The organism is Roseixanthobacter glucoisosaccharinicivorans (assembly GCF_043195095.2).
In the GTDB taxonomy this organism is placed as follows: Bacteria; Pseudomonadota; Alphaproteobacteria; order Rhizobiales; family Xanthobacteraceae; genus NCEH01.
In genome coordinates this window covers 2,194,115-2,207,589 of sequence record NZ_CM195538.1, presented here as the reverse complement: position 1 = coordinate 2,207,589, position 13,475 = coordinate 2,194,115, and the positions used below count along the sequence as shown (strand labels likewise).

The following is a 13,475-nucleotide window of genomic DNA, read 5'->3' as shown; positions in this document are numbered from 1 at the left end:
GCAAAAGTGTAACGGGAGGCTAGCTGCGGCCCCCCGCAAGGTCAATGAGCAGCTGCAGCATTTTCAACGCGGGCCTAACATTTACAGGCCCCGACGCACGCGGCGGCGCATCATGCGCGATGATAAATATCCTCGATGCGGACGATATCGTCTTCGCCGAGATAGGAGCCGGTCTGCACCTCGATCAGCTCAAGATCGATCCGACCGGGATTGGCCAAGCGGTGCACGCCACCCAGCGGAATATAAGTGGATTCATTCTCGCGCACCGTGAAGGTGCGGTCGTCCACCGTAACTTCGGCGGTGCCGCGCACGACGACCCAATGTTCCGCCCGGTGATGGTGTTTCTGCAAGGAGAGCTTGGCGCCCGGCTCGACCACGATCTTCTTCACATGGAAACGCTCGCCGCGGCAGATGGTCTGATAGGTGCCCCACGGACGATGGACTTTCAGATGCTCATCGGCCGCATTGATCTTGGCTGCCTTGAGCGAGGCCACCAGCGCCTTCACATCCTGGCTGCGATCCGACGGCATGACCAGCACCGCATCCTCGGTGGCGATCACCGACATGCCCTCAAGGCCAATGCCCGTTACGAGCGGACCGTCCGAGCGCACATAGGAATTGTGACTGTCCAGCAGCGCAACCGATCCCTGCACCACATTGCCCTCTGGGTCCTGCGTGCCGATTTCGCGCACCGCATCCCACGAGCCGATATCCGACCAGCCAAAGTCACCCCGGACGACCGCCGCATTGGTGGTATGTTCGAGCACGGCGAAGTCGATCGACTTGGCGGGCGCCGCCTCGAACGCCGCGCGGCCGAGGCGGATGAATCCCAGATCGTCGGTGGCGGTCGCGACAGCGTTCAATGCGGCTTGGGTCAGCTCTGGCTCGAAACGCTCTGCCTCGGCGATCATCAGTGCCGCGTGAAATAGAAAATTGCCCGAATTCCAGAGAAATCCTTCGGAAACATAGCGAGAAGCGGTTTCTCGGTCGGGTTTCTCCACGAACGCCGATACCACATTGCCCCCGGAAGGGAGGGCCGCACCGGGCCGGATATAGCCATAACTGGTGCGCGGCGAGTCCGGGACGATGCCGAACGTCACGATTTTGCCTGCGGCCGCAACCTGTGCCGCCAGCCCCACCGCCTCAAGGAACGCCTTGGGTTTCAGCACCACATGGTCGGCCGCGAGCGCCAGGACGAGGACATCAGGCCCGTGAAGCCGCTGCGCCATAGCTGCAGCGGCGAGCAGGGCAGGGGCACTATCACGCCGCGCGGGTTCGAGGATCACCGTGGCATTGATGCCGATCTCGCTGGCCTGGCGGCGGGCAAAGAAACGAAAATCGTCATTTGTGACCACGATGGGAGGGTGGAAGAGGTCGCCCGGCGGCGTGCGCAGCAAAGTGTCCTGAAAGAGCGTGTGTTCGTTGACGAGGGCAAGGAACTGTTTCGGCAGGGTCAACCGCGACAAGGGCCACAAGCGCGTGCCTGCGCCTCCCGCAAGCACTACTGGGCAGATTTTTCCACTGCTCATTGAAGACTCCAGCCGTCGTGGAATGTCGCCAGAATCGGCGCACGCGCTCAACAGACCACCAGCAAACGCGCGTTAGCCGTTTAGCACTTTTGTTTGGTCTTAGCAGTATGTTACCAAGAGCCTCAAGGGTCTATCGGGCGGTTATCCGGTGGCGCGGCATCAGCCGTTGGATTAAGCAATCCGTTGAGGGTCGGGCGAACAGAGCGGAGTCGCAGAGGGGTAAAGTCATGCCACAACGGTATCTCTGCGCAGATGAGTGAAGTGCAACCCTGGTTGTTGATCGGTGCGTTAGACCGTGTGGAGACTGGGGCGCACACCGCGCTGGTATCTGGATGGTGCCTTGATCTGCGCAGCAAGACCGCACCCTCCGAAGTCTACATTCTCAAGCGCGGAGTGCGTATCGGCCGCACCTCGAGCTTCTTTCCGCGAAATGATCTCAAGCCATTGGGATTGGAGCAGAATTTTTGCGGTTTTTACGCCGAAGTCTCGTTGAGCGTTGGCCCGACTGAAGTCGGCGACATCAGCTTGGTGAACAGCGCAGGCGAGGCCGTGCACCTGATGGGCGCGCCGGCAAAGCATTTCATTGCTGCGGCGCGTGGCCAGATTGAAGCAGTCGACGGAACACGGGTGACAGGGTGGGTCTATAATCCCCAGCCTGACCCTGAAAACCCTGTCGGTCTTCTCGCGATGGGGACATGGTTTCCAATAAAACCTTCGCGCGAACGGCCCGATGTCAAGCAAAAGGGACTTGCACCCCGTTCAGACGTTGGCTTTGCGATAGATCTTTCGAAGCAGGTCGGAGGGTATGTGGCAGAGGCCTTGCCGAGGATTGAACTGAGGTGTGGCGGTGAGATCCTGGATAGCGTCGGAATCGATGGCGGCCGTCTTTTGGGACGGCTGGAAACCGCTTCTGCTCACGAAATTAGCGGCTGGGCCACAATTGCCGATCAGCCGGATCGCGCCGTTTCATTGGAGGTGCTGATCGACGGTGAACCGTTTGCCGGGATCAGGGCGGATGAAAAGCGCGCGGATATGCTCCGGCTGGGCCTGAGCAACGTGGGCGGTCGCTTCTCCTTCACCTGGGGCAGTTCGCCCATAGATAAATCGTCTTTTCAGGTGGCCGTCAGGCAATTAGAGACCGGAATTGTTCTCGCCGGTTCGCCCGCGATCGTGACCGGAGCAAATCCACATCGGTTCGCTTTCACCCCTATCGAGCTTTCTCGACAGCCCGTAACCGTTATCCTTCTCGCTAGACCTCGCCGAAACGTTGCGGATTTCTGCCTGCGGACCGTCCTGGAGAATACCACGGTCCCGGCCAATCTCGTGGTCATCGAGCGCGGTGCAGGGCGTAGCTCGGTCCAGGATCGCATCGGCATGTCGGGTGCGGGAGGTATTTCGGTCGTTTACGCCGCAGGAGAGAGTGTGGGGTCTCTTCTGAACATCGCAATCCGGGCGGCGGCTTCAGACGCGGTGGTGCTCGATGGTGAGGCAATGGTGGGTCCGCGGTGGCTGGAAAATCTCATGATCGCTGCCGCACACTGCCCCACGGCCGGCACCGTTAGCGCGCTCTTTAATGACGCCGGTGCGTTTTCCGCTCCCTCCGTTAATAAGGCAAACGATGTCCCAGACGGCTGGGATCATGCTGACGCTGCGCGAGCGGCTGCGCAAGCTGGATCGCCCTATTGGTCTAATGTTGGCGTCGGCCACTTGGCTTGTCTGTTCGTTAGGCGGTTGTGTTTCGATACGATCGGAGGATTCAGCGAGGACGCGGGTTTGGAGAGCATGGCGGTCGGGCTTGAGTTTTGTCTGCGCGCCCTGCGCTCCGGAATGCAGAATGTGTTGGATGACCGCACATATGTCCTGCGTCGCGATGACGACAAGGATCGAGACAAGGCGATACGTCTTCCAGATTATCCCGAGCTTCCCAATCTCGTAGAGAGCATCGCGCGCCGCGCCGATCTCAGTGCCGTACGTTTCCAAATTCGCCGCGCTTTTGCCGCGGGTGTTTCGCGTCCCCGTCCAAGGGTGCTTTTCGTGATCTCGACGCGCTCCGGGGGGACGCCGCAGACGAATAGGGATCTCATGGGCGCTGTGAGACACGCTTACGAACCCTTCCTCCTCGTCTGTGGCGGCAATAGAATGGTTCTCCACGCGGGGCTCGACGAGCAAATCGAGCTAGAGAGTCATACTTTGGAGAATAACGTTGATCCAATTCTACATCATTCAATTGAATATGATTCAATTGTTAAAAGTTGGCTCGTAAAGTACGCAATTGAAATTGTTCATATAAGGCACCTCGCATGGCATAGTATCGGCTTGCCAGCGGCCGCGAGTGCTCTCCAAATTCCGACGATATTCTCGTTTCACGATTTCTATATGGTCTGCCCTTCGATTAAACTCTTAGATGAAAATATGAAGCCCTGTGGCGGGGTCTGCACTCCAACAACCGGGACCTGCGTTTCAGAATTATGGGATGAGGCGAGCGTTCCATCGCTCAAGCACAATTATGTTCACCATTGGCGCCAACGTTCAATGCGGGCGCTAGATCCATGCGATGCCTTTGTAACCACGACACAGAGCGCAGCGGATATTCTTCTGCGGGCGTTTCCTGAAATCGAGGGCCGGTTGCGGGTAATACCGCACGGCCGAACCTTTGAGCGTTTCGGGCGCGCCGCTGTATGTCCCTCATCGGAGCCAGACGCTCCGTTCCGTATCCTACTCGCGGGTGGGCTCTCTCGCGCAAAGGGGTCGGCTCTTGTCAGCGCTGCGGCCCACAAGCTGCGCGCGGAAGGGGTGGAGTTCCATCTGCTCGGAAAGGCCGACGACGGGCTCGACACATCAGTGGTGGTGATGCATGGCAGCTACGAGCGAGAGCAATTTATCGCCAAAGCTGAGGCCTTGAAGCCGAACCTGGGGTTGTTGCCGTCGCTCTGGTCCGAGACGTATTGCCACGTTCTGACGGAGATGTGGGCCGCCGGGCTGCCGGTGCTCGGCTATGACATCGGGGCAGTAGGTGAGCGCATTCAAGCGCATAGCGGCGGATGGCTATTTGATTCGGCTGACGTCGATCTTTTATGCGTCGCCATACGTTTCATCCGTGCGCATCCGGACGACTGGAAAGATCGCCTGGCTGAGGTGTACGCTTGGCAGGAGGGTGAGGGCAGCCGTCTGACCAATACGGCAATGGCGCGTGTCTACATGGATTTATATAGTCAAGTGAGGTCTGCTCGGCGGATCTTTAGCCATGAGGCATCTGGCCTGCGTTCAGTTTTCTGACCATGAGCAGCGTGCCGCATTTCCTTGTGGACGCGCGCGCCGATTGAGATCCCCAAAGGGGCGGCCCCTGGCTTTGGCTTGAGTATTGCATATGGTACAAAAATACGTGCTGGGAAGTGCCCTGAAAGATCAAGCGGTTGACGTTTCCGGGATGTGATCAAGTATTCGCTTTGATCTCATGATTTTTTTGGCAAGGTTTTATAGATGCGCCACGAATATAATAGATCATATAGCCGTTTTGCTCCAGAAGTTGGGGGTGGGGCGGAGGTCGAGAGTGGCGGCATCGACGTTCAGATTGAGGATATTCTGTATGGCCCGTTGTGGTCTATTATACAGCTAAAGGTGTTTATCCATGCATCCGAATCGCTGGAAGTCCCCGTTCGTTTCCAATGCGGGCAGGATGTCATCTTCGCAACCGTTCACCTGAAGGGCGGCAATGCGTCGGCGTTGATCGGTATTTTGGTACGTTCAGGGAGCGTGAAGCAGACTGCTGCTTTGGTGGCGACCCAACTTTTTTCGGGCTCAAGCTGTAGCCGGCCCATTCTCACGGCCACGCAGCACCTGTTAAAAGGACAGGTCGACGCTGTTTGCACCGATGATGTAATTTCCGGTGACGCAATTGACCTTACGTCTGACGCGCCTGGACAAAGCATCCTAGTGCGTGCCTTTGGCCTATATGACGTTGAAATCGAACTGGAGCCGTTGAGCGATGGTGGGCTCATATGGGGTGCGCAGGGTATCGTAGCGCATCGATTTAACATCAAGGTATCGGCATTGTTGCAGCGGCTGCGCGGCTGCGATCCCGAGTTCGAGCTGAAGTGGCCGAGCGAAGCTAAGCTCGAATTTCTCAGTTCGTCAGGAGACGCCCTCGGGCGGGTCACATTGCCTGCTCCCGCCGCGCCCCTCGGATCTGTGCTTAATGTTTCTCCGAAGGAGATCAGCGGCAAATTCCGCACCGCCGGAAAGAGCACGGCCTACGACGTTTTCGTCGATAATGTACGCTATTATACTGGTACCACAGCCTCCGATGGGAGCTTTGCGTTCGCACCCGCGCAGCCGAATATGAAGTGCCGCGAAGCGGATATTTCGGTTGCCGCAGCATTCACTCGGACAATGCTGCCTGTTGTCGCAAAATATGAGCGGGTGGAAGTGCCTAAGGATGCGGATATGCCATCGGGGGACTGGAGCTGGATCACTCCCGCCCGGCTGGCCGTTCAACGCGTCACTTTGGTCATCCCCGTCTACAATGCGCACGGAGATCTCGATCGCTGCCTGAGTTCCGTTCTTTCGTACTCTGACGCACTTACGCGTATCATCGCGATCGACGATGCGAGCCCAGATTCCGAGGTTGGAACCGTGCTGGCCAAATATGCGAGCCGCGGCATAGAGGTCCACAGAAACGGCGAGAATATAGGCTATACGCGAACCATAAATCACGGGATCGAGCTTGCTGGCCGCGACGATGTCATTCTTCTGAATTCCGATACCGTCGTGTCATCTGGCTGGGCGCACGGACTGAAGACGGCCGCTTACAGCGGGCCGCGCGTGGCGACTGCGACCCCGCTCTCCAATAATGCGGGGGCGTTCAGCGTGCCAGAAGTTGGGGTGGCCAACATACTGCCCAGCGGCCTCTCCATTGAGGATTGGGCGCAATTGTGTCGTGGGGCATCCATCCGGGCCTACCCCAAGGTGCCCACCGGCAATGGCTTCTGCATGTATATTCGGCGGGATTGCCTTGATGCCGTCGGTGCCTTCGACGCGGTCGCCTTTCCGGTCGGCTATGGAGAGGAAAATGATTTCTGCATGCGGGCCCTTCAGGCTGGCTATGAGCATGTGGTTGACGATCGCACCTATGTTTATCATGTGCGTTCGGCAAGCTTCGGCGCCGCGCGCGGCGGTCATTATGCGAATGGCCGCAAAGCCGTGCGGGAACGCTATCCCGAGTACGACCGCTTAATCGAGACTTTTTCCGAAGGTGCGCCGATGCTCGGGGTGCGCTGGCGCGTGAGGCAGGCACTTCAAAACTTGCGCCTGGAGGAGCCGAGTGCGGCGCAGCCGACCATCGGCAAAAACCACGCCTATGTGGTTTCAAGCGAGGCGATTCTAGACGGGCTTTCCGACCCGATGACCGCACGACTGCATGCATCCGAGGGACCTCGCTATGCGCTCCTCTGCACCGGGGAGTGGGTCGCCATGTTGAGGTTCGATTACTCTCAGTGGCATGAATTGGAGCGTCATCCTATGCCAGCGGACCCTCGCTCCTCAAAGGCGGGGATCAATGCCTATGCGCAGGCCGTGCAAGGTTTGCTGGGAGGACATTCCATCGAGACTCTCGTCTTACGGGATACAAGTCGGCACAGCGCCAGTCTGCCGGCTCTTGCGGGATCGCTGGGCATAGCGATACGGTCGTGATTATTGCTCAGCTTGTAATTGGTGAAACGGTGTGCAACCCATGTGCATAGGCGAGGCACTTGCCGTTTGCGCGGACACGTCAAGGGTGAGCGGGGCGCAATTCTGAGTGTCTTTGGCGCGGCAGTCCAAATGCGGGCGCGTACCATGCAGGTGAGTCAGGACGAGGATCTTGATCTGGCGCGACATGTCGAGAGCCAGGTGGGCCTCGGAGCAACCAATGCCGTGGCGACCCCCTATCGACCGACCTATGCCTGGACGGGGCCGTATTTAAACGCGCAGCAAGCGCGATATGCAGCCGCACCTCGCAACCGGATGCTGATCGATCTCGGAATTCCGGGATGGCTGCGGGTCGAAGATGCGCTGAAGCTGTACGAAATGGCCTTTTTCAGCGCGGGCAACGTATTGGAGTTGGGCACCAATCGCGGCTTATCCACATCGGTCATCGCAACTGCGCTCCTTGATTCAAAGAATGGGCATCGACTGACCACGGTTGAAATCCGGGCCCCCCTGCTAGCTCAGGCGCGGGCCGAACTTGAAGAACGTAAGCTGGACGCTGTCGTGGATTTCGTATGCGGCGATGCATCCGATGTGATGCTTCAGCTGCGGTCTGAAGGCGCAAAATTCGGATTCGCCTTCATTGACCATTCCCACGCTTTTGAACCCGTGTATCAGGCCTGCTTGGCTCTGGGTGACTTGATCGCGCCGGGTGGGTTTGCAGCTTTTCATGATTATACGGATCGCAGGTGTCAACGGCGGCGCAAAAGTCGACCACGGCGGCGGAGCAAAACCAGGCCAGTTGGTGAGGATGTGCGCCATGGCGCGCGCGCTTCCCACATAGCTGGCGCGTGCCATGGCGCGCTGGCCCGTCAGGGCCAGTAGTTGTAAGATGCCTGGATCTTGATCAGCGCCGCTTGCGGGCAGTGCTGTTGGCGAGGCGGTAACTTTCGCCGTTCATCTCGAGGATGCTGACGTGGTGGGTCAATCGGTCGAGCAGTGCGCCGGTCAGGCGCTCCGAGCCGAATGTCTCGGTCCATTCATCGAAGGGCAGATTGCTTGTGATGAGGGTCGATCCGCGCTCATAGCGCTGCGAGATCAGTTCGAACAGCAACTCGGCACCCGTTTTCGACAGGGGCACGAAGCCGAGCTCGTCGATGATGAGAAGCTTGTAACCGGCCATCTGCTTCTGGAAGCGCAGCAGGCGGCGCTCATCGCGGGCCTCCATCATCTCGCTGACCAGCGCTGCGGCGGTGGTGAAGCCAACCGAGAGGCCCTTCTGACAAGCGGCCCGCCCGATGCCGAGGGCGACATGGGTCTTGCCGGTGCCGGACGGGCCGAGGGCAATGACATTCTCGCGCCGTTCGATCCATTCGCACCGGGCCAGTTCCAGCACCTGCATCTTGTTCAGCTTCGGAATGGCCGCAAAGTCGAAGCTGTCCAGGCTTTTGACGGCCGGGAACTTCGCGGCCTTGATGCGCCGCTCGACCATTCGCCTTTCCCGGTCGATCAGTTCGAGTTCGACAAGCCGTGCCAGGTATCGGACATGGTCCAGCCCTTCCGCCGCGCATTGGCGGGCCAGCTTTTGATGTTCGCGCAGGAAGGTCGGCAGCTTCAGCGCTTTGAGGTGATGGGCGAGCAGGATTTCCGGGGCATCACTCATGCCGCATCATCCGACAGCAGCCGCATGTAAGACCCGGCCTTGGTCTTCTCGACCATCGCCTTCGGCAGGTAGGGATAGCAGTCGAGGTCCAGTCGCGGCGGACGACGCTCCACCCGGCACAGGAGAAGATGCTTCACCGCATCGAAGCTGAGCGCCCCCATCCGAAGAGCCTGGAGCACTGCCGCCCGCACGTCCGCCAGATCGAAGGCCTCCAACAGCCGCAGGACCTGAACATATTCGCGCCGACCCTGTCGGTTCATCCGCACCTCCATCAGGCGGCGCAAGGTGGCGAACTCCTCCGGCAGGTCCCAGCCCTGTAACGGGGCGGCTTGATCCAACGCATTGATCTTCTGCTCGATCAGCGGGAGGTAATGGATCGGGTTGAAGACCAGTTCGTCGCGATCCCAGCATCGGGGATGGCGGGCGATCACCTCGCCCCGGCAGCCAATCACCACCTCATGGATATAGCCCCGGATCCAGACATCCTGGTGGCCGTATGCAACCGGCACCGAGTAGTCGTTGGTCTTGTAGCGCACCAGAGATTGCGACGAGACCCGGCCGTTGTCCTGATCGCAGGCATCGAACGGCGCCGCCGGGAGGGCGCGCATCGCAGCAAGGTCATGCTGCAATCTCTCACCGATCGTCTCGCTTTCGCCGCGCAGGACTGCGCGCTGACGCTTGCGGCACTGCTCCTCCAGCCACAGATTGAACGCGTCCCAAGTGGCGAACTCCGGTAGCGGCACCATGAAGTTGCGCCGAGAGTAGCCCACCAGGCCTTCGACATTCCCCTTGTCGTTGCCCTTGCCCGGCCGGCCATAGCGATCCCGGATCAGGTAGTGCGACAGGAACCCGCTGAACAGCGAGGCACGCTTTCTGGTTCCATCCGGCAGGATCTTCGCCACCAGGCACCGGTCGTTGTCGTAGAGCACAGACTGGGGAACCGCACCGAAGAACGCGAAGGCATGGATATGGCCATCCACCCAGGCCTCGGCCACCGCTGCAGGATAACCCCGGACGTAACAGCCATCGCTGTGCGGGAGGTCCAGCACGAAGAAGTGTGCCTTCTGCTCGACCCCGCCGATCCGGACCAGGGCTTCGCCGAAGTCGGCCTGAGCGTGGCCCGGCGGATGCGACAGCGGCACGAACACCTCCTGGCCACGTCGCTCACGTTCCCGGATGTAATCCTTGATGATCGTATAGCCGCCGGTGAAGCCACACTCATCGCGAAGCCGGTCGAACACCCGCTTCGCCGTATGCCGCTGCTTGCGTGGCATGATCCGGTCAGCCTCCAACCACCCCTCGATGATCGGGATAAACGGATCGAGCTTCGGGCGGCGGACTTCGACCGTTCGACGGTAGCCGGGCGGAACCGAAAACGACATCATCTTCCGAACCGTGTCCCGCGACACATTAAACACCCGTGCCGCTTCCCGCTGGCTCATGCCCTCCGCACAAGCCTGACGAACTCTCAGATATAGCTCCACGCTGTAAATCCCCACGCCCTCCCTGCTGCCGCAGAAAGGGAAAACTGGACGACTTTTAAGCCGCCCGCAGCCGCATCATGCCGCCGCTACCGTGGACGAATTTCGCACCGCCGTTCTCACGCAGGAATACCTCGCGCCGAAATGTTGGCGAGAGCAGCGAAGAATACGGTGTTTTTGCCGCAATCGAAGAAGGGTTATCCCGCGTGCAGTTTGAATTTTATGGCTGTTACGGCTGCTGTGGGCTGTTCCGCCGACTTTGAGGCCAATGCCGGAAGTTCTGCGGGGCCCGGTTGACTACAGATACCAGTCTCATGATCGTCGGGGATCGCGTCTTCAGCGTCCAGGAGACTCAAAATTCAATTCGAGCGTACGGTCGTTATTCTTGATAATAATGCGGCCCGAACCTAGCTCTTGGTTGATAAATGGGCTTTTCAATACGAAGGGCGGTTGCAGGTCCACCGGGCGATCATTGATCATCATGGTGCCGTCGTCACCGAGCCCCAGGGTCAGCTTGCCTGCGGTGCCCAAGCCGGTGACGGCGACCGTCGTCGCAGAGACGGAGATGGGCATGGCTGTTACGGCCGAAATGAAGGCCGACAGATTGGGATACTCGTCCTTATCAGCCGCCTGGATGATGACTGCGGACCGCGGATCATTCAGCACCATCCAGTGGGCATCTTTCGGATCAGGCTGCCAGCCGCCGAAGGCGGGGCGCACGGCAGCATAAGCGGCAGCATCGACGAAGATCCAATCGCCTTGCTCAAACCGCCGCAGCGGCTTGCCGAAGAAGACGCCCATCTTGTGAGGGGCTCTGAATTTTGGCGAGAAGACACCACGTACAAGCTGCGTTGCCGCGCTTTGGACGCCAAATTGGGCATTGTAGCTCTTGCGGTCCGCTGGGAGGATCACTGAAGGAACAATCCGCGCCAACCGATCGCCGCCGCCAAATACCAGACCGGACCAGCGATTTTGAGAGCTGATCGCAGTCCAAGCCTTATCTGGGAGTAGGGGCAGCATGCCCAGACCCATCGCGAATCCTGGTGTCACGTGGGTGACGCGGAGGACACCATTTTTCTCAAAATCGACGTCGTACAGAAAACCCGGACTTCTGGGGGTTGCGCTAAGGCCCGGCGCACGTGTGCGCACTTCATATTTCGCCTGTTTAGGACGATGAAGGACAAGATCAGAGACTGCTGCAGGAGGCCGATACGCACTTGCCACCATGGATGCCTCGCCCGGCGGCAATTCGGTTGGGCGAGCCCCGATGCCGAAATATAGCCAAGCGGTCACGGGGAGGGGAGTGCCGTCTCCCAATCGGCTTGCGTAAGTGCGAGTCTTACTACCGCCGTGAATTCCGTCGATTTCTTCCTGTGCCCACATCGCCCACCACAGGTCTAGATAGGACCTTGCGAGGTCACGCAAATTCTCATCTTCCGCGAAATCGGCATAAAGATAGAAATTAAGTAGAGTATATTGCGCATACGTCGGTGAAAAATACTCGATTAACGCGCCCGTACGGCCCCGACTTTTAAAATATGCCTTGAGAAAATTGGACCAAGCGGTGAGTTGTTGCGCGGCCGTCGACCCGTCCTGATAGGCTCCGGAAGAGGAATTGCTGGACATGATGATACTTGCGGCGGCCCAGCAGGAGCTGTCTCGCAGGGCGCTGTGATTTTCGCTTCCCCAGACGATCCAGGTTCGCGAGGGATTTGCATCAGCGATGCGACACTCTGTTGAGGACCAATCGATGAAGACATCGCGAATTTGATCATCAATGGCCTGAGTGACCGCTCCCTGCCTTACACTTCCAGCAGGTCCATACATTGCATGGATGCGATAAAGAAATTGAGCCCATTGAAAATGAAACAAGTCATCGTCAGCCAATGCCCCCGGCTGATGATGACCCGTCACGCCCTTGTAATTTTTTTGCTGACGAATGGTCTGCAGAAGCTCCCCGAGCCGCTGGTTCGCTACCCCGTCGTCACGATGCCAAAGTTCAGCAAGCGCGAGGTTCAAGACCGCCGTTGGGGAAGCATTCCCTTGCGCGGAAACAATCTTCGGAAATGGGCGCTGGATCTGCTGGTCAACAAGGGCGCTTTGCCTTTGTGCCATGCTCTCGGTCTGCGGCTTTGGTGACGCATCACAAAAGCCGGACCGAGATCCGATTACTAGGATAACGACCGCATAAAGAATTGCGCAACTGAAGCGACTAGGCAATGTCCGCGGCGGACGTTTCATAGACGTGCCAAAATCTTAGAATAGAGAAGCTTTGCCACTTCTGGTTCAAACTCTTTTCTATAATGTCCCAGGTCCAAGAGTGCCTCATCAATCCCAGCATCTTGAACAAGCTGAGTTGGATCAAGGACACTTTCGGGTTTTTTTAGCTTCTTCAGAGCTTCATTAATTCGAGTTCTCTGCGGAATTGGCTTTTTTTGCCTATCTGTATCAAAATGGGAGACATAAATAACAGGCTTTTTCAAAAAACTGTCAATTCTGGCGATATCTCTGTAAACACCAACAGTGTCTTGTTCGACGACATTAACAAGTTCAGCCACATCGCGATCGTTGCCAGTAAGAGAGCCAGGAATTTTTGCGGCATTATTTACGCCAAACCGAGTCATTGGTTCCCACCAATTCTTAACGTCCTCGGGGGATTTGGCGAGAATTTCACGTGTCCTATTGATTTGCAGCAAAAATGCTTTGTATACAACTTTTCTGACGGATGACACTTCAACAATAAATATATCTGTATCTTTGAAATTTTCATGAAAATTATCAATATTTCCGGAATCTGGCGCGTTCCAGGTTTTTGATATATTCAGATACGGCCATAATCTCTTTGGTGCAGAGAGTGACCCCGTGATAAGTTGAAACTGCTGATATGTTTCAGCCGGATGATGTGTGAATCCGAATATGTTTCTCTGATTAAGCTTAAGCTTTCCTTCAGAGTTCAGTATCTGACAGGGTGTCACTACACAGCAGCTTCCAAAAACTGTCACGGTAAATGGTGTGGTGTCAGGCATTGGGTCTCTCGTCCTAATCGATGCTCAAAGTCGATAGACAAAAATTTTTATAAACGTACGGGCTTATTCCAAGTCATGCAAACAGAGCATGGCG

Annotated in this window: 8 protein-coding genes; 3 read left to right on the top strand and 5 right to left on the bottom strand. The window is 57.7% G+C overall.

The features are described 5' to 3' along the window. Positions 1 to 110: 110 nt before the first annotated feature. Positions 111 to 1,529 carry a mannose-1-phosphate guanylyltransferase/mannose-6-phosphate isomerase gene (locus V5F78_RS09920; RefSeq protein WP_394068528.1) on the bottom strand — a complete coding sequence of 473 codons (1,419 nt, stop codon included), beginning with the start codon at positions 1,527 to 1,529 and terminating at the stop codon, positions 111 to 113. A 252-nt stretch (positions 1,530 to 1,781) separates the two neighbouring features. Between V5F78_RS09920 and V5F78_RS09915 the strand changes: the two genes are divergently transcribed. From V5F78_RS09915 to V5F78_RS09905, 3 genes are all read left to right on the top strand, one after another. After that, on the top strand, positions 1,782 to 4,805 hold the full coding sequence (locus V5F78_RS09915; protein WP_394068491.1) for a glycosyltransferase: 3,024 nt from the start codon (positions 1,782 to 1,784) through the stop codon (positions 4,803 to 4,805). A gap of 204 nt (positions 4,806 to 5,009) precedes the next feature. Further along, positions 5,010 to 7,217 (top strand): glycosyltransferase family 2 protein, encoded by a 2,208-nt coding sequence (locus tag V5F78_RS09910; RefSeq protein WP_394068493.1) that lies wholly within the window; start codon positions 5,010 to 5,012, stop codon positions 7,215 to 7,217. A 144-nt stretch (positions 7,218 to 7,361) separates the two neighbouring features. Next, positions 7,362 to 8,096, top strand: a complete 735-nt coding sequence (locus tag V5F78_RS09905; protein WP_509276752.1) for a class I SAM-dependent methyltransferase — start codon at positions 7,362 to 7,364, stop codon at positions 8,094 to 8,096. Between the two features lie 22 nt (positions 8,097 to 8,118). On the opposite strand, the gene istB is transcribed toward V5F78_RS09905, so the two are convergent. The 4 genes from istB to V5F78_RS09885 all read right to left on the bottom strand — a co-directional run bounded on the left by istB (position 8,119) and on the right by V5F78_RS09885 (position 13,381). Then, positions 8,119 to 8,874: an IS21-like element ISPve1 family helper ATPase IstB gene (gene istB, locus V5F78_RS09900; protein WP_394016433.1), complete on the bottom strand. Its 756-nt coding sequence runs from the start codon at positions 8,872 to 8,874 to the stop codon at positions 8,119 to 8,121. Then, positions 8,871 to 10,358: an IS21 family transposase gene (istA, locus tag V5F78_RS09895; RefSeq protein ID WP_394072782.1), complete on the bottom strand. Its 1,488-nt coding sequence runs from the start codon at positions 10,356 to 10,358 to the stop codon at positions 8,871 to 8,873. Before istA ends, istB begins: the two co-directional genes overlap by 4 nt. A 333-nt stretch (positions 10,359 to 10,691) precedes the next feature. Beyond that, entirely contained in the window at positions 10,692 to 12,470 is a 1,779-nt protein-coding gene (locus tag V5F78_RS09890) for a hypothetical protein (protein WP_394072707.1), read from the bottom strand. 122 nt (positions 12,471 to 12,592) lie between these two features. After that, positions 12,593 to 13,381 (bottom strand): hypothetical protein, encoded by a 789-nt coding sequence (locus V5F78_RS09885; protein WP_394072705.1) that lies wholly within the window; start codon positions 13,379 to 13,381, stop codon positions 12,593 to 12,595. Positions 13,382 to 13,475 lie beyond the last annotated feature (94 nt).